20 protein-coding genes are annotated in these 14,297 nt (G+C 67.5%); 9 read left to right on the top strand and 11 right to left on the bottom strand.

Annotated features, from left to right (window positions below; all coding sequences use genetic code 11):
- Positions 1-32 precede the first annotated feature (32 nt).
- Both AB4Z18_RS08210 and AB4Z18_RS08215 read left to right on the top strand, forming a co-directional pair.
- On the top strand, positions 33-1,715 hold the full coding sequence (locus AB4Z18_RS08210; RefSeq protein WP_441782190.1) for a GAF domain-containing protein: 1,683 nt from the start codon (positions 33-35) through the stop codon (positions 1,713-1,715).
- Positions 1,712-2,359, top strand: coding sequence for a response regulator (locus AB4Z18_RS08215; protein WP_441782191.1), 648 nt, complete (start codon positions 1,712-1,714; stop codon positions 2,357-2,359). The genes AB4Z18_RS08210 and AB4Z18_RS08215 overlap by 4 nt, the downstream gene beginning before the upstream one ends.
- Positions 2,360-2,372: 13 nt before the next feature.
- Here AB4Z18_RS08215 and AB4Z18_RS08220 read toward each other — a convergent pair whose 3' ends face one another.
- From AB4Z18_RS08220 to AB4Z18_RS08235, 4 genes are all read right to left on the bottom strand, one after another.
- Positions 2,373-2,837 carry a universal stress protein gene (locus AB4Z18_RS08220; RefSeq protein WP_441782192.1) on the bottom strand — a complete coding sequence of 155 codons (465 nt, stop codon included), beginning with the start codon at positions 2,835-2,837 and terminating at the stop codon, positions 2,373-2,375.
- A 27-nt stretch (positions 2,838-2,864) separates the two neighbouring features.
- Positions 2,865-3,149, bottom strand: a complete 285-nt coding sequence (locus tag AB4Z18_RS08225; protein ID WP_441782193.1) for a hypothetical protein — start codon at positions 3,147-3,149, stop codon at positions 2,865-2,867.
- 55 nt (positions 3,150-3,204) lie between these two features.
- Positions 3,205-3,405, bottom strand: coding sequence for a hypothetical protein (locus AB4Z18_RS08230; RefSeq protein ID WP_441782194.1), 201 nt, complete (start codon positions 3,403-3,405; stop codon positions 3,205-3,207).
- A gap of 155 nt (positions 3,406-3,560) precedes the next feature.
- Positions 3,561-3,983 carry a DUF7144 family membrane protein gene (locus AB4Z18_RS08235; protein ID WP_441782195.1) on the bottom strand — a complete coding sequence of 141 codons (423 nt, stop codon included), beginning with the start codon at positions 3,981-3,983 and terminating at the stop codon, positions 3,561-3,563.
- Positions 3,984-4,440: 457 nt separating this feature from the next.
- On the opposite strand from AB4Z18_RS08235, the gene AB4Z18_RS08240 reads away from it, so the two are divergent.
- Positions 4,441-4,968, top strand: coding sequence for a DUF1269 domain-containing protein (locus AB4Z18_RS08240; RefSeq protein WP_441782196.1), 528 nt, complete (start codon positions 4,441-4,443; stop codon positions 4,966-4,968).
- A gap of 66 nt (positions 4,969-5,034) precedes the next feature.
- Here AB4Z18_RS08240 and AB4Z18_RS08245 read toward each other — a convergent pair whose 3' ends face one another.
- Positions 5,035-5,172 (bottom strand): hypothetical protein, encoded by a 138-nt coding sequence (locus AB4Z18_RS08245; RefSeq protein WP_441782197.1) that lies wholly within the window; start codon positions 5,170-5,172, stop codon positions 5,035-5,037.
- Between the two features lie 234 nt (positions 5,173-5,406).
- Here AB4Z18_RS08245 and AB4Z18_RS08250 point away from each other — a divergent pair, with 234 nt between their 5' ends.
- Together AB4Z18_RS08250 and AB4Z18_RS08255 are read left to right on the top strand one after the other, a co-directional pair.
- Positions 5,407-6,693: a MinD/ParA family ATP-binding protein gene (locus AB4Z18_RS08250; protein ID WP_441782198.1), complete on the top strand. Its 1,287-nt coding sequence runs from the start codon at positions 5,407-5,409 to the stop codon at positions 6,691-6,693.
- Positions 6,694-6,797: 104 nt separating this feature from the next.
- Positions 6,798-7,721 carry a S1C family serine protease gene (locus AB4Z18_RS08255; RefSeq protein WP_441782199.1) on the top strand — a complete coding sequence of 308 codons (924 nt, stop codon included), beginning with the start codon at positions 6,798-6,800 and terminating at the stop codon, positions 7,719-7,721.
- A gap of 21 nt (positions 7,722-7,742) precedes the next feature.
- Here AB4Z18_RS08255 and AB4Z18_RS08260 read toward each other — a convergent pair whose 3' ends face one another.
- Positions 7,743-8,168, bottom strand: coding sequence for a VOC family protein (locus AB4Z18_RS08260; protein WP_441782200.1), 426 nt, complete (start codon positions 8,166-8,168; stop codon positions 7,743-7,745).
- A 289-nt stretch (positions 8,169-8,457) separates the two neighbouring features.
- Between AB4Z18_RS08260 and AB4Z18_RS08265 the strand changes: the two genes are divergently transcribed.
- Together AB4Z18_RS08265 and AB4Z18_RS08270 are read left to right on the top strand one after the other, a co-directional pair.
- Positions 8,458-9,309, top strand: a complete 852-nt coding sequence (locus AB4Z18_RS08265) for a GNAT family N-acetyltransferase (RefSeq protein WP_441782201.1) — start codon at positions 8,458-8,460, stop codon at positions 9,307-9,309.
- 107 nt (positions 9,310-9,416) lie between these two features.
- Complete coding sequence (locus AB4Z18_RS08270) at positions 9,417-10,367, top strand: arginase family protein (RefSeq protein WP_441782202.1); 951 nt, start codon at positions 9,417-9,419, stop codon at positions 10,365-10,367.
- A gap of 9 nt (positions 10,368-10,376) precedes the next feature.
- Here the strand turns inward: AB4Z18_RS08270 and AB4Z18_RS08275 are convergent, their stop codons facing one another.
- From AB4Z18_RS08275 to AB4Z18_RS08285, 3 genes are read right to left on the bottom strand one after another with little or no spacing between them, the layout of a single operon-like run.
- A complete protein-coding gene (locus AB4Z18_RS08275) occupies positions 10,377-10,775 on the bottom strand; it encodes a VOC family protein (RefSeq protein WP_441782203.1) in 399 nt (132 codons plus the stop codon).
- 42 nt (positions 10,776-10,817) lie between these two features.
- The gene (locus AB4Z18_RS08280) at positions 10,818-11,582 is read right to left on the bottom strand and encodes an SDR family NAD(P)-dependent oxidoreductase (protein WP_441782204.1); all 765 of its coding nucleotides are present in this window, start codon (positions 11,580-11,582) and stop codon (positions 10,818-10,820) included.
- Between the two features lie 31 nt (positions 11,583-11,613).
- The gene (locus AB4Z18_RS08285) at positions 11,614-12,048 is read right to left on the bottom strand and encodes a hypothetical protein (RefSeq protein ID WP_441782205.1); all 435 of its coding nucleotides are present in this window, start codon (positions 12,046-12,048) and stop codon (positions 11,614-11,616) included.
- 75 nt (positions 12,049-12,123) lie between these two features.
- Here AB4Z18_RS08285 and AB4Z18_RS08290 point away from each other — a divergent pair, with 75 nt between their 5' ends.
- Positions 12,124-12,585 carry a VOC family protein gene (locus tag AB4Z18_RS08290; RefSeq protein ID WP_441782206.1) on the top strand — a complete coding sequence of 154 codons (462 nt, stop codon included), beginning with the start codon at positions 12,124-12,126 and terminating at the stop codon, positions 12,583-12,585.
- 9 nt (positions 12,586-12,594) lie between these two features.
- Here AB4Z18_RS08290 and AB4Z18_RS08295 read toward each other — a convergent pair whose 3' ends face one another.
- Positions 12,595-12,888, bottom strand: a complete 294-nt coding sequence (locus tag AB4Z18_RS08295) for a DUF4287 domain-containing protein (protein ID WP_441782207.1) — start codon at positions 12,886-12,888, stop codon at positions 12,595-12,597.
- Between the two features lie 93 nt (positions 12,889-12,981).
- Between AB4Z18_RS08295 and AB4Z18_RS08300 the strand changes: the two genes are divergently transcribed.
- On the top strand, positions 12,982-13,875 hold the full coding sequence (locus tag AB4Z18_RS08300; RefSeq protein WP_441782208.1) for a hypothetical protein: 894 nt from the start codon (positions 12,982-12,984) through the stop codon (positions 13,873-13,875).
- A 19-nt stretch (positions 13,876-13,894) separates the two neighbouring features.
- On the opposite strand, the gene AB4Z18_RS08305 is transcribed toward AB4Z18_RS08300, so the two are convergent.
- Positions 13,895-14,236, bottom strand: a complete 342-nt coding sequence (locus tag AB4Z18_RS08305) for a DUF4190 domain-containing protein (protein WP_441782209.1) — start codon at positions 14,234-14,236, stop codon at positions 13,895-13,897.
- Positions 14,237-14,297: the final 61 nt, after the last annotated feature.

A 14,297-nucleotide genomic window follows, 5' to 3' on the forward strand; every position in this document is an offset into this window, starting at 1 on the left:
CTCCGGGATCCGTCCGAGAGCGGGTGAGCGTCATGTCAGGCGATGACCCGATCACCTTCCCAGACGCCCCGCGCGCAGAACTCGACAATGCGCTGGCGCACCTTGTCGATCAGGCGGGCAAGGTGCTGCGAACGCAGGGACGCCTCCGCGCGCTGGTCCGAGCCAACCGGGCGGTCGTCTCTCACCTCGAGCTCCCGACCGTGCTGCGCACCATCGCCGAGGCAGCCGTCGACCTCGTCGGTGCCCGCTATGGCGCCCTCGGCGTGATCGCCGAAGGAGGAGGTCTCGAACAGTTCATCCACGTCGGGATGTTGCCGGAGGACGTCGCCCACATCGGGCACCTGCCAGAAGGGCACGGGCTGCTCGGGGCACTCATCGACGACCCCCGGCCCATCCGGATCAGGTCCATCGCTGCCGACATCCGCTCGGCCGGGTTCCCCGAAGGACACCCACCGATGACGGCGTTCCTCGGCGTACCCATCACCGTACGCGAGACGGTGTACGGCAACCTCTACCTCACCGAGCCGGAATCGGGAGAGTTCACGGAGGACGACGAGCAGCTCGTCAAAGCGCTGGCGGCAAACGCTGGCTTCGCCATCGACAACGCGCGGCTCTACGCGGAGTCGCGCTCCCGGCAGGCCTGGAGCGCCGCTGCCGCGGAGTTGACCGCGTCGATCCTCGGCGGTGAGTCCGCTGAGGCCTTTACCGAGCTGGCGGATCGCGCCCGCGGTCTGCTGGGCGCACGCGCGGCCTTCGTCGTGCACCCGGAGTCCGGCTCTCCCCTCCGGATCTCTGCGGCAGGCGACGCTGACCGCCCGCTGGCCGAGGCCGCCGCGGCAGCGGAGCAGGTGCGCAGTGCTGTGGAGGGAATGCAGCCGACACGGCTCGCAGGGCTCGCCGCGGCTGAATCCGTTGACCATACCGAAGCAGGACCGGTCCTGGTGGCGCCCTTCGCACTCCTGGACGGCCGCACAGCAGCTCTGGTGGCGGTTCGCGAAGACGGAGCCGTCGGCTTCAGCTCGTTCGAGCTCGAACGTGCCACGGCGTTCGCCCGTCAGGGTGGACTGGCCCTTGAACTGGCTGCTGGGCGCGCCGACCGGCAGCGGGCCCTGTTGCTGGAGGAGCGGGCTCGGATCGCCCGCGATCTTCATGACCATGTCATCCAGCAGCTGTTCGGCGCCGGTATCGAGTTACAGAGCATCGAGTCGGCTCTCGGACCAAGTGCCGTCACCGATCGGATCGAGGGCGCGGTGTCCTCGATCGACCAGGCCATCGCCGAGATCCGGACGGCGATCTTCGCACTCTCGCACAGTCATGGCTCACATGCCGGCCTCCGCTACCGCCTGCTCGACATCGTCCATGAGGTGGGCGCATCCCTCCCGGTGCCGGCGACCGTCTCTTTCAGTGGGCCGGTCGACGTGGTGTCGCATCCCCAGCTCGACGACGACATCGTCGCGTTCGTCCGTGAAGGTCTGACGAACGTGGTGCGTCACGCGGGCGCGGAGACCGCGTCCGTGGCGGTGACAGCGTCCGCCGACGAGATCACGGTCGCCATCGTCGACGACGGGACCGGGCTGGGCGAAACGACCAGGAGGAGCGGTCTCGGCAACCTTGCTGAGAGGGCGCGCCTGCGCGGCGGCGAGTTCGATGTGGACTCGAGCGAACGAGGGACGCTGCTCAGCCTCCGGCTCCCAGTTTCGGAGGTCGCCCGATGACCGCACCGGCCATCCGAGTGTTTCTCGCCGATGACCATGAGATCGTGCGGCGTGGTCTTGCAGCGCTCATCGACGCCCAGGATGACCTGGAGGTGGTCGGAGAGGCGGCGACGGCCGCGCAGGCGCGCTCCCGCATCCTTGCTGTCCGGCCGGACGTCGCCGTGCTCGATGTGCGCCTGCCCGACGGGAGCGGCATCGACGTGTGTCGACGGATCAAACAGGACGAGCCGGGCATCCGCTGCCTCATGCTCACCGCCTACGACGACGAGGACGCCCTGCGTGCCGCCCTGATTGCGGGCGCCGACGGTTACGTCATCAAGGACATCCGCGGCAGCTCCCTGCTCGACGACATCCGCGCCGCCGCCCGCGGCAAAAAGCTCATCGACCCACGCATCGCCGCCCGCATGGCCGCCCAGCTCCGCGAACCCGCCGACGACCCCCGCTTCGCCTCCCTCGGTCTGCGGGAACGTCAGGTGCTCACCCTCATCGCTGACGGGTTCACCAACCGGCAGATCGGCGAACGGCTCGGCCTCGCCGAGAAGACCGTCAAGAATTACGTCAGCTCGCTCCTGGCCAAGCTAGGCCTGGAACGGCGGACCCAGGCCGCCGTCGCCCAATTGGAGCACCACCGGTCCGACCGTTGAGCTCCGACGCCGATCAGACGTTCGCCGCGGCGTCCGGTCGCGGCGGACGGACAACGAGAACAGGACACGGAGCCTGCGTCGCGCAGTACAGGCTCACCGAGCCGAGAAACGGTGAGGCGAGACCGCTCAAGCCGCGGCTGCCGACGACCAGCATCGCCGCATCCCGGGCCGCCTCGACGAGCACACTGCCTGGGTGACCGGACTCCGCACGGAGCCGTACCCAATCCGGCACAAGCTGCCCGAACTCCGCCGTGACCAGTTCCTGCAACGTCGAATACGCCACCACCTTCGGCGATTGCTCGGGTGAGGGGAAGTAGGCGTCGTACATGGATGTCGAATGCTGCCAGGCCATGACTACTTCGAGCCGCGTATCGAGGGCCCGTGCGAGGGTCACCGCCTCATGGAGCGCGCGCCGCGACCCCTCCGACCCATCCACGCCGCACACGATGGGTGGCGAGAGTGTCTGCCCTGTTTGCATGATGCTCCTCCGTCGGCCGGCATCGGTTCAGATCGTGTCGTCGGTGCCGGGCACCACATAACCCGACTTCAGCTCCCGGTGCGCGGTACCTGCAGACTCCCGGGCAGGTCGCAGCCGGTCGAGGAGCACATCCAGTCCCTCCCAGGCCTCGGCGCCCAGCAGTTGCTCGAACGTGCCCCACGCGATCACGCTCCGCCGTTCGTCGACGCTGACCACGTCGTCGACCTCGAAGCGCACCTCGGGGTGTCTTCGCAGAGCGTCGTGGAGGAGGCGATCCTCGCCGCGACCGGCGAGCCGGCCCAGGGTGGGCACCGCCAGGAGACATGAGCGGCACCCCTGAAGCGGTCGTTAGTTCCACGTCTCTGAGTCATGCGCCCAGCACGACCAAGAGGTGATACACAACGTAAACCGGCCAGACGATGGCCTGCAGCAGCCCGAGCACGACAGCCCAGAACGAGCCGTCCGAAATCGAGATGAAGTAGATCGCCGCTCCGACGTAGGCCAATAGGAAGAAGAACCCCCACGGCCCGTCACGGACGATCGTTCCCGCACTTCCCCTATCCGTCATCGGATCTCCCGCCTACATTCGTGTGCCCACATCCTCTCGCCGGTGACGCAGCGGATACAGGTGCTTTCGCCCCACCGCATCGGTCTGTCTCCGTGCACACGCTGGGCCAGCGGAATCAGTGGTTGCACACCGCCCCGTGTGGGCGCAGATCGAGTTCAGCGAACCCGCATCTCTCGGCCGTGCATCATGATCGCCCAGATGATGACGAGGTCGATGGCGATGATCGTCAGGGACCAGAATGGAGCAACATTCAGTGAGATGAACTGACTCAGCAGGCTGCCGGCCGCGACGAATACTGCGACAGTGCGCGCGAACATGCTCCCGCGCATAAGGGCTCCACCGATCGCAATCACGACCACGCCGACGAGCATGGTCCACCAGCCCCACCAGTAGGTCGTGCCAAACGGCGCCCCGCTGTTGTTCCACACGGTCCAGTTGTTGTTGATCACGGCGAAAAAGCCCGTGATGAGGCTGAGCGCGCCGCTGAGCATCATGATGAAAGCGGCGAACGCAATCCATCCGGTCCACCGGGTGACCTCGGTCGCCCCGTGCGTCGTGTCGATATTCGTGGCAGCCATGGTGATCTCCTTAGATCTGCCGTCTATGACCTGATCGTCGTACCCATGATTCCGCCCGACAGAGGCTGACACTAGGGACTAAAGACCCAGGCCAGCCCTCGAATAAATCGAATCTTCCAACGGGGTGCCGTTGGCTGGATCAGGTCACCGACCCCGCATCCGCGAAGTCTGTGAAGTGGGCTCGCCCGACCGGGACATCAAGCACGCCCGGCCGATCACACGGCACTGCCCTAACTATCAACGCGAGCGATCGGCGGCTCGGATCCATGGTGCGCCGACCGTGCCGCCCGCCTATCGCGATGTCGATGGCGACGCCATCCTCGCCGAGTTGCTGCGTCCTCACCGGCGAGGGTCGAACGTCCCTAGCCGCACCGACCGTGCCGCTGCCATCATGCCCTCGTCGGCGACGTGGCTCCCGTTCACCGGCAAATCCATCGTTCACACGAAGGGGAAGAACATGGCTGAGCAGAATCTGTTCCTGGTGGTCGGCGCGTACGGCGAACCCGACACGGCCAACGAGGACTACAAAGCCCTCAAATCAGGCGAGAGCGCCGGCGATTACGACATCGTCGGAGCCGTCGTCATGAACCGAGACAAGGACGGCAAGGTGCGGGTCACCGAGCACGAGACCGGCAAAGTCTCTAAAGGAGCCGGCATGGGCGCCGGTGCCGGCGTCGTCGTCGGGCTCTTCGCACCGCCGCTTCTGGCCGCGACCGCGATCGGTGCCGGTATTGGTGCGGTCGTCGGCGCTCTCCGCAAACGGCACGACGAGAAGGCGCTGGGGGTCGACGTGGATGAGTACCTGCCGCCGGGGTCCTCGGCCGTCGTCGCGATCGTCGACGACACGTGGGCGGACAAAGTCGAGGCGGCGCTCGTCAAGGCGGACAAGAGGATCTCGAAGGCGATCGACTCGGGCGACTACGACGAGCTCCAGCGCGCGGTCGAGAAGTCGGAGACCGAGGTCAAGGGCGGCGCACAGTCCTGACGAGACAGGCCCTTCCGGCGCCGAGCCCCACCTGGCGACTCCCGGCACGACGGGGGGGCCGCCAACCTAGACGCCGACTAGGCTGGCGGCCGCGCCAATGAGAGTGACGCCGATCGTCATTGGGACGATCCTGCGGAACCAGTTGTTGCGGCGAACCTCGATGCTCACCCGAGGGCGCTCGAGCACGACACTGTACGTGCGCATGCAGCACCTGCTCCAGGACGAACACGCCGCTTGCGAATACGCACCCTCACCATTCGAAGACGGCATCTTCGCGTCGGATCCGAACGGGCCCAGGTCACGTGAACGCTCCCCTCCCACTCCAACGCCCTTCCCGCCTGGCAAGAGCCTGAGCACAGCTGGAGGGCTCGCCGGAACAGGTCTACCGTGCGATCTCGGTCTATGCACTCTCGTCGCACGGACCACGGAAGGAACACTTTGACCCTCGACCTGTCCTCGACCCCGCAGCTGACCGCGCGATTCGACTCGGACGCGACCGGCGAACTCATCGGAGACGGCGTCCGCGAGACCTTCGCGGAGGAGAGCACGGAGCGCCTTCGCGAGGCCGTGCTCGGCCGTGTGGGCGAGCTCGCGTCCGCGGCGGGACGACCGGTCCAGCTGACGGTCTCCGACGATGAGGGCGACTGGCTGCTTGCCGTGCAGCCCGACGGGAGCATCGGCGACGAGGCGGCGCTCTCCGCCGCCCAGAGCGGCGAGCACGTGCCCGTCTCCTCGCGCGGTTCGCTCTCGGGCGGCTCGTCCTCGGAGGAGGTGCCCGCGAGAGACACCGCGGCACGAGAGGCGCCGACACGGGAATCGTTCCTCCACGTGGAACGGCCCCGCCCCGATCGTGCGAAGCAGGGAGTCCGCGGTGCCCTTGCACGCGCGGGAATGCCGCTCTCCCCCTCGGCGGCCGAACTGCGGGAGCGGATCGAGCTAGATGCGGTCAGCCGCCACTGGGCCGGCCCGCGCACCATCGCCATCGTCAACGGGAAGGGCGGCGCCAACAAGACGCCGACCACCGCCCTCCTGTCCGCGGTCTTCGCCAGGAACGGCGGGTCGGGCGTGCTCGCCTGGGACAACAACGAGACCCGCGGAACGCTCGGGTGGCGCACGGAGAAGGACGAGCACGACTCCACCGTGCAATCGCTGCTCCCTGCCACGGACATGCTCATGTCTGCCGGCGCCCGCACCGCCGACATCGGCCACTTCGTGCACCACCAGAACGCCGACAAGTACGACGTGCTAAGGTCCAACCCCACGATGCTGGCCACCGAACAACGCATCTCCAGCGCCGACTTCGACCGCCTCCACGCCGTCGCCACCAAGTTCTACCGCCTCGTCATCATCGACAGCGGAAACGACGAGTCGGCCGAGCGCTGGCTGCGGATGATCGACCACACCGACCAGCTCGTCATCGCGACCACTGCGCTCGGCGAACACGCCGAGGCGGGGGCGCTGCTCCTGGAGGCTCTTCTGCAGCGCGATTCGCACTCCGCCCGGCTGGCGCGCGAGGCCGTCGTGATCGTCTCGCAGTCGGAGCGCACCGGTCCGGCCGCCGACGTTCGACGGGTCGCAACGGGCTTCGAGCCGCTCGCTCGGCGCGCGGTGACCATCCCGTTCGACCCCGAGATGCACGGCGGCCGGCTGTCGTTCGAGTCGCTCGCGCCTCGAACCCGGCGCGCGTGGCTCCACGCGGCCGCAGCCGTCGCCGATGGGCTCTAGCCACTCTTCCCCGATTCCCCGCGGGCTCTCGCCCAGGCACGCAGATCGGTAAGCCGCTGGCGAACGCTCCCCCAGCGTCGGCTTGGGGCGCGCACACTCGTGTCATGTCGAATGCCGATGCCCTGGACGCTTACTCGACTGTCGTCGTGCGCGTCGCCGCTGCAGTGAGCCCGGCGGTCGCCGCCGTCACCGCGCGGACCGCACGAGGCGTGGGCCTCGGCAGTGCGACGGTGGTCTCGGCCGAGGGACACCTCCTGACCAGCGCGCACGTCGTGGAGGGCGCGACGAGCGTCGACCTGGCGTTCGGGGACGGAACACGGGTGCGAGCGCAGGTCGTAGGTAGAGATCCGCTCTCCGACCTCGCCATCCTGAAGGCCGACGCAGCCACACCGCCTCCGGTGGAGTTGGGTGATGCCGCAGATCTCCAGGTCGGCCAGCTCGTCGTCGCGGTCGGCAATCCGTTCGGCCTGGCGGGAAGTGTGACGGCCGGGATCGTGTCGGCGCTCGGCCGCTCGCTCCCGACCCGTGCGGGCCGGGTGGTCGACGAGGTCATCCAAACCGATGCCGCCCTCAATCCCGGCAACAGCGGCGGAGCGCTGGCCGACAGTTCGGCGCGCATGATCGGCGTGAACACCGCCGTCGCGGGAACTGGCCTGGGTCTCGCCGTACCCGTCAATGCGACGAGCAGGCAGATCATGACCACCCTCATGCGAGAGGGTCGCGTACGCCGCGGCTGGCTTGGTATCGCGGGCGCAGAGATCGCGCTCCAGGAGGCCGTCGCACGCAAGGCCGGCGCCCGTACCGGGATCCAGGTCATGACGGTCGTGCCCAGCAGCCCGGCAGACCTCGCCGGTGTCCGGCCCGGCGACGTGCTGATCTCGCTCGACCGGAACCCGATCCGTTCGGTGGCAGACGTGCAACGCTTGATGATCGCCAGCACGATCGGCCGCCGCCTCGAGCTGACCGTCTGGCGCAACGGCGCCCTCGTCGACGCTGTCGTCGAGCCCACCGAGCTCTCCAACGCGTGACTGTATCCAGTTGAAGATGCGCTACTGGAGGTCGAACTCGTTCCCCTCCGGATCCTGCAGCTGGTAGTAATGCTCCGTCACCGGGCCCCACTCCTGGTGGATCAAGCGCACGACCGTCGCACCGAGGGCTACGAGACGGTCCTTCTCGGCGTCCAGCTCCTCATCCGTCGGTGGGCGTCCCTGGACCGCCTGCACGTCGAGGTGGATGCGGTTGCGCCCCTCCTTCGGGCGGTCGGCGTGGTGGAAGTACAGCCGCGGGCCGCTCCCGTCATCGCTCTCCGCCAGGGCGCGCTTGGCGAGTTGCTCCTCGGTGAGCCCGGTGGCCAGCAGCGACTCACGGAACTCCCCCTCGATCCGTTGCGGCGGGTACCGGAACACCCCCGCCCAGAAGTCGGACAGTGCCTGTGGATCGTTGGCGTAGAAGACGATATTGCCGAGTGTGGCCATGTGCTCGAATCCTCCTGGGGCAAGTGGGCGCGGTCGCGTTCGACTCCACGTCACCAGCCAACGGTTCCTCGCGTTTCTCCGGTCCACACCGGCGTGTCGGGCAGAGAATCTCAGGAACTGTTGGCGGGTGACTACAGCGTAGGCGGCTCGTATGATCGCGGCGGCCACCTGCGCGAGATCGTGCCTGACCGGGCGGTATCCTCGCCATCAGTAACGAGTGACCTCCGCGGATGGACGATTGGCGGGACACTCTGACTCTCTGCCGTACCCGAAGCGACTGGAGGCACGGATGGGCGCGCGCCGCACATCGATTTTCACCAGCATCGAACTGGCAGCTCTAATCGAGCGAGCCGAGGCAGATTTCATGGCGCAATGCGTTGCAGTGTCCCCAGATGACCCCGCGACGAACGGCAATTTCGCGATGACACTCGGCAGCGGAATCGCGACATTCGGTGGCACCTCCTCACCGTTCACCAAAGTCGCAGGCGCCGGCTTCGGCGACCAGCCGTCACGCGATGAAATCGAACGCGTCGAGCGTCGCATCGCGGACTCCCACGGCGTCCCGCAGTTCGAAGTGGCAACTCTGGCCGATCCCCAACTCGTTGAATCCTTGACCAGCCGAGGCTACCGATTGGTCGGGTTCGAGAACGTCTTGGGTCGCTCAATCGATCCGACCGAGCTGGCGGGTATGGCCGACTCGGCGGCCGTTGTCGTGAAACCGGCTGACGAACGACTCGAACTCTGGTTGGACGTCGTTGTGCGGGCGTCGCTCTCCCCCGAGACGGTGGGTGTTCACGAGCACGAAACTTTCGGCGTGCCAGAGCTGGAGCGGTCCGAACTGGCGATGCGGCGCGCCGGCAGCCGTCCTTACCTCGCGGAGATCGACGGGACACCCGCCGGCGGTGGCGGGCTTCGAATCGCCGGCCGGATCGCGCAACTCACGGGCGCGGCCACATTGCCGGAATATCGGCGCCGCAGTGTGCAGACGGCGTTGGTGCAGGCCCGGCTCATCGACGCGGTGAATGAAGGATGCGACCTGGCGGTCGTCACGACCCAACCCGGTTCGGTGTCGCAGTTCACGATGCAGAAGATGGGCTTCGACCTGCTGTACAGTCGCGCGATCCTCGACAAACCCGTCTGACAGCCAACGATTCCTGAGTTTTTCCGCTGGGCACCGGCGTGTCGGGCAGAGAAACTCAGGAACTGTTGGCGGGTGACTACGGCGTAGGCGGCTCGTACGATGGCGACGTGAGCGGGGCGCGCGGGGCGAGTGGTGCACGTGGATGGGGCGTCGTCGGGGTGCCATCGAGTGCTGGGGGTCACACGCCCGGAATGGACCTCGCGCCCGCCGCGATCAGGGCTGCAGGCCTGATACGTCGCCTCGAAGAGCATGGCCACGCCGTCCGTGACTTCGGCGATGTTCGCGCGTCACGGCGGCGCCCCGACCCGGACAACCTGGATCGGCAGAACATCGGCGAGGTGCGCCGGGTCGCTGCGGAGACCGCGGCAGCCGTGGCCGAAGTACTCACGGCGGGCCTCACGCCGTTGGTGGTCGGCGGCGACTGCACGGTGACGCTCGGAGTGGTGGCGGGCTTCCGCAGGGCCGACCGCCCGACCGCACTGCTCTATATGGATGGCGGTCCCGACCTCTACACGCCGGGCGCCATCGCGTACGGCAATGTCGACGCCATGGGGCTCGCCCACCTCCTGGCTCTCCCGGGCAGCGATCCGCTGCTCACGACGCTCGAGGGCACGCCCCCGATCCTCCGTCCGGACGAGGTGGTGCTGTACGGCGACGCGCTGCCGGAGAAGGGCGACGATTTCGAGCGGACGGTCGCCGAGCAGCTGGGGCTCGTCCGGGTGCCGGCGGCGCGCATCCATGACGATGCTGAGCACGCGGCTCGCACGGCGCTGCGGGCCGTGGAACTCGCCGGCGAGCGTTTCGTCGTGCACTTCGATGTGGATGTGCTCGGCCACCTGCACCTGCCCCTGGCGAACATGCCGAACCCGGACTCCGAACCGTGGGGTCTCACCATCGAGGAGGTCGTGACCAGCCTCAGGGTGTTCTCGGGTAGCGACCGGTTCGCGGGCGTCGTCCTGACGGAGGTCAACCCCGGAAACGCTCCGGACCTGTCCACGATGGCGGACTATGTGGAGCTGGTCGTGAGCGGTCTCGACGCCGTGCGGTTCCGGGCGTGACGTTTCGGATCAGCGGTCGGACTCGATTGCGAAGGTGTTGCCGTCCGGGTCTTGGAACCAGGCGATCCGCCCGCCGCCGGCTCTTTCGGTGATGCCGCGCGCGTCGTGCTCGAGCCCGTCGTAACGGGCGAATCGCACGCCGGCCGCGGTGAGTTCGTCGACGATCGCGTCGAGGTCGTCGACGTACCAGGTCGCCATCGTCGCCTCCGACTTTCCCGCAGTGGCCGACTGGAACACGTTGAGCGCCACCTCGCCACCGGAGCGATAGACGCGGCTCCCGTCGGCGATCTTCGCGCTCGGTCCGGACTGCACCAACGGCAAGCCGAGCTTCCCCTCGTAGAACTCGACGGCCTTTCCGATGTCGGACACGGCGATGGAGGCTCGCACCGGAAAATCACGGAGCGGCATGGTGATTGCCTACTCCCCCGTGGAGGGTCACGCACCGACCGGTTACCACGTCTGCTCCGCCGCCCGCACCAGCAGCTCGTTCACGGCCACCCGGCGCGGCCGGGTCACCATGTAGGCAACGGCATCCGCGATGTCCGACGGCTGTAGAGCCTCGATCGTCGCGAGCTGACGCTCCGTCGCCTCGCGGACGGCCGCCGAGTTGTGGGTGACCAGCTCAGTGTCCACCGTCCCCGGCTCGATCACGCCGACACGCACGCGTTGCGGCACGAGTTCCTGTCGCAGGGCCTCCGAGAACGCGTTGACCCCGAACTTCGTCAGGTTGTAGACGCTGCTCCCCGGTCGCGCCACCCGGCCCGCGGTCGAGCTGATCGTCACCACGTCCGCCACTCCCCTGGCGGAATCCTCCGCCGCCCGCACCAGGTGCGGCAGCGCGGCGTGCGTGACGGCGAGCACGCCGTTGACGTTGATGGAGAGCATCCGCTCCCAGTCGTCCAGGCTCGCCTGCTGCGCGGGACCGAGCAGCATCACGCCCGCGTTGTTGACGAGGATGTCGAGCCGGCCGAGCGATTCGACGGCCTGCTTCACTGCGGCCTCGGCGGACGAGCGCTCGGAGACGTCTCCCTCGACGACGACCGCGCGGCCGCCGGCCTCCACGATTTCGGCCGCGACGGCATCCAATCGTTCCCGCCGACGCGCGACGAGCGCGACCGCCGCGCCTTCACGGGCGAGCCGGCGCGCTGTCTCCGCGCCGATTCCGCTGCTCGCGCCGGTGACGAGTGCGACGGTCCCGTCCAGAACTCCGCTCACGATGACTCCATCTCTCTAGAGGGTTGCGTGGTCACGATAAGCGCTGGGGGTGAGAGACACCCGGTTCACCCTTAATCGATTCCGACAGACGCCGCGCAAGCGCTCGCACCTCGGTGTCCTTCCAGGTCAAGGACCTCTTACCGTCGTCGGAGACCGGCACGATGGGAATATCCGTGGTGCCGTAGCCACCACGCACGCTCAACACGATGGCGAGCTCGACCTGCGGATACGGCGGATGCGATCGCGTTTCACAAACGGATATGGCTTCAACGCTCGACACCGGAGTTTCCCAGACGAGGTCCTGGCGACGCTGGCCGATCAATCTCACCTTGCCTGCTTGGACCGCCACCACATAGGCGATCGGGAGGTGTCGGACGCCGAACGATTTCAGAGCCTGTTTGGTTGTCGGGAATCGCACGGCGCGCACAGCAGAGCTGTCGGGGAAGAGCCTCAGCAACTCGGACACCTTCTGAGCCTATGAGCAATCGGTCGGAGCGCCAGCCATCCTGACATCGCTCCCCCGCCGCGCAACACTGGACGAATGACGACCAACCGACCCAAACAGCTCCGCCTGATCATCGAGACCGACGACTTCGACGGTGCCCTCCGGTTCTACCGGGATGTGCTCGGGATGCCGGAACAGGCGGCGTTCGCGACCGAGGGTGATGACCGGGTGGCCATCCTCCATGCCGGCATCGCGACCATCGAACTCGCGACGCCCGCGCACGCGGCGAACATCGACGAGGTCGAGGGGGTGCCGGAGTCGGCCGGGCATTCGCTGCGCATCGCCCTCGAGGTGGATGACACCCCGGCCGCCGTCGCCGCGACCGAAACCGCCGGGCTGGCGTCGATCGCGCCTCCCATCGAGACGCCGTTCCGCAGCCTGAACGCCCGCATCCAAGGACCGGCGGGGTGGCAGATCACGTTCTTCCAGGAGCTCGAGCCGCTGGAGACGCGCGAATCGCGGGAGGGGTTCACCACCGACGATGAGCGGGAGCGCTGAGAGAAGGAGCTAGCCGGCGGGCTTGGTGGCGATGCCGTCGAGCCACAGGGTCTCCGACTCGTCGCGGTGGACGCCGTCCGTCCCGACGTGCTTGGTGCTGATCGTCGGGCCCTTCTGGATGACGTGCACCAGCGCCATCCCATGTCCACGGCCCAGGTCGTAGTCGTCCTTCAGCCAGGTCAGGATGTCGCCAGCCTTCACGCCGGGCGCGTCCAGGCCCTTCTGATGCGCGATGTCGACGAGCTCGCGCGGGGTGAGGCCGGTCTTCTTCTCGATGGTGTCCAAGTACGCCTGAAACGACATGAGTCCTGTCTAGCCGCACACCGCACCCCGGCGCTACTTTTCGCACATCCCGAGCCTGTTCGTGCGACTCACGCAGCGCTCCTGGAGGTCATTGTGGCCGTTTCACCCGAAAACCGTCGCGCAGCGGAAGAGAAGCCCGACGAACCGTACGCCTCGCAGGCGCTCGACCGCGTCTTCGACCTCGATCTCCGGAAGTCGCGCAACGCCTACCTGCGTGCCTCGAGGCGGGCGGAGCAGGTGGCCGAGGTGGTCTCCCGCGACGACCGGTTCGCCAAGCTGACGTCCGCGATCGGCCGCCTGGAGGCGCCCGTCGCGATCCCGCGCGAGGCCAACCCGTCGCCGGGCGAACTGCACACGCTCAGCCTGGTCACGGCGGGCAGCACCGATCGGCTCTTCATCGCCGCTCCCCCGTATGACGAGACCTGGACGACGTTCCAGCCGCCCGGCGCCGCCGGCACTGCGGCGCACGGCCCGAGCGTCCTCAAACAGCACGGCAGCATGTTCATCGACCTCACCGAGACCTACGTCGACCGCCCGGTCGCCGAAGGTGGCTGGATGTACGCCGGCGCCGGGCTCGGGCTGTGGTTCAAACCGAAGGCACCCACCACGTACGTCCGTGTTTCGGGACTAGTGGAGTACTCCTACGATTGGGCGGACAGCTCCAGCCTGCAGGTCGCGCACAACCGCGCGCAGCTCGCTGTCATGGTGCAGCATCGGCGCGGCCCTGGTGACATGGAGACGATCCTCGACACTCGCGATCAGCTGTGGTCCGACGGCACCTCCTGGTACGAGGACCACAGCGACAGCGGGGGCGGCTACTGGCCCAACCAGAACTATTTCTGGGGCACCAGCAACGACTGGTACCTGGTGTGGTTCTGGATGAACGGCGGAATCGACTTCTCGACCAAAGACACGATCGGGTCGAGCAAGGCGTTCCAGACGTGGCGCGCCCGAGTGCCGCTGATGGTCTTCGAGGAGTGGGCCTGACCGGTACCGGCAGCCTGCGTCAGTATGTGCAGGCGTCCACCATGCCGGCCGCGACCCCGTCGCCTGCGCACGCGGCGAGCTCGTTCACCTGAGTGACAGCGAGCACGACGAAGACAGTGATCGAGATGAAACCGGCGAGGATGTTCGCGTAGCCGATGACCAGGCCCGCGATCGCCATGCCGCGACCGCTCTGGCCACTCCTGCGGATCTGCACGAGGGCGATGTGTCCGGTGATCACCCCGGCCAGGCCGATGAAGAACGACGAGATCAGGGAGATGATCGACAGCGTGTTCGTCCCCTGCTGGGGAGCGGGGGCGCTCGCCGGGTGAGGGGGAAGCTGGGTATCGGGTGCAGCGGACATGGGATGCTCCATTCACAGGGTGTGTTCGTGTGAAGCACTTGTGGTCTCCACCACCCGATGA

Source organism: Leifsonia sp. 2TAF2, from assembly GCF_052115085.1.
GTDB lineage: Bacteria > Actinomycetota > Actinomycetes > Actinomycetales > Microbacteriaceae > Leifsonia.

Coding starts and splice junctions, on each gene's coding strand:
- AB4Z18_RS08210 (WP_441782190.1), top strand. CDS start 33: ATGTCAGGCGATGACCCGATCACCTTCCCAGACGCCCCGCGCGCAGAA.
- AB4Z18_RS08215 (WP_441782191.1), top strand. CDS start 1,712: ATGACCGCACCGGCCATCCGAGTGTTTCTCGCCGATGACCATGAGATC.
- AB4Z18_RS08220 (WP_441782192.1), bottom strand. CDS start 2,837: ATGCAAACAGGGCAGACACTCTCGCCACCCATCGTGTGCGGCGTGGAT.
- AB4Z18_RS08230 (WP_441782194.1), bottom strand. CDS start 3,405: ATGACGGATAGGGGAAGTGCGGGAACGATCGTCCGTGACGGGCCGTGG.
- AB4Z18_RS08235 (WP_441782195.1), bottom strand. CDS start 3,983: ATGGCTGCCACGAATATCGACACGACGCACGGGGCGACCGAGGTCACC.
- AB4Z18_RS08240 (WP_441782196.1), top strand. CDS start 4,441: ATGGCTGAGCAGAATCTGTTCCTGGTGGTCGGCGCGTACGGCGAACCC.
- AB4Z18_RS08245 (WP_441782197.1), bottom strand. CDS start 5,172: ATGCGCACGTACAGTGTCGTGCTCGAGCGCCCTCGGGTGAGCATCGAG.
- AB4Z18_RS08255 (WP_441782199.1), top strand. CDS start 6,798: ATGTCGAATGCCGATGCCCTGGACGCTTACTCGACTGTCGTCGTGCGC.
- AB4Z18_RS08260 (WP_441782200.1), bottom strand. CDS start 8,168: ATGGCCACACTCGGCAATATCGTCTTCTACGCCAACGATCCACAGGCA.
- AB4Z18_RS08265 (WP_441782201.1), top strand. CDS start 8,458: ATGGGCGCGCGCCGCACATCGATTTTCACCAGCATCGAACTGGCAGCT.
- AB4Z18_RS08275 (WP_441782203.1), bottom strand. CDS start 10,775: ATGCCGCTCCGTGATTTTCCGGTGCGAGCCTCCATCGCCGTGTCCGAC.
- AB4Z18_RS08290 (WP_441782206.1), top strand. CDS start 12,124: ATGACGACCAACCGACCCAAACAGCTCCGCCTGATCATCGAGACCGAC.
- AB4Z18_RS08295 (WP_441782207.1), bottom strand. CDS start 12,888: ATGTCGTTTCAGGCGTACTTGGACACCATCGAGAAGAAGACCGGCCTC.
- AB4Z18_RS08305 (WP_441782209.1), bottom strand. CDS start 14,236: ATGTCCGCTGCACCCGATACCCAGCTTCCCCCTCACCCGGCGAGCGCC.